General features: G+C 67.3%; 1 protein-coding gene. It reads left to right on the top strand.

What is annotated here, in order from left to right; all coding sequences use genetic code 11:
* Positions 1-310, top strand: a 310-nt coding sequence (locus F8M74_RS37260) for an SDR family oxidoreductase (RefSeq protein ID WP_163884771.1), incomplete at its 5' end; no start/stop codon positions are given.
* Between the last annotated feature and the right edge of the window lie 140 nt (positions 311-450).

The raw sequence follows: 450 nt of genomic DNA, 5'->3' as shown, positions 1-450 counted from the left end.
CTCCAAGGGCGCGCTGGCGGTAGCGGCCAAGTTCCTGGCCAAGGAGCTGGGGCCGTCCGGCATCCGCGTCAACACCGTGCACATGGGCTGGATGTGGGGTGCGCCGGTGGAGGGCTACATGCAGTGGCAATCCAAGGAGAGCGGCGTGCCGGTGGAAACCATGAAGCAGCAGATCGCCTCGCAGATCCCGATCGGCCGCATCCCGCCGGACGAGGAGTGTGCGCGCGCCGCGCTGTTCATGGTGTCGGACTCCGCCAGCGTCGTCACCGGCGCCACCCTCGACGTCAACGGCGGCCACTACATGCCCTGAAGCAACAAGCCTGCGGCGGCATGAATCGCGCCTGATTCATGCTGTCGCAAGCTCCAGACCCGTATCCGGCGGCACGACCATGGAAAAACTGATCTACGCCCTGTGGCGCGACCCGGCGGCTACGCCCGACGCGTACGCGC

The organism is Myxococcus sp. CA023 (assembly GCF_010998615.1).
GTDB lineage: Bacteria > Myxococcota > Myxococcia > Myxococcales > Myxococcaceae > Myxococcus.
Note: the sequence above shows the minus strand (reverse complement) of the source record. Positions and strands in the feature narration are given on the sequence as shown.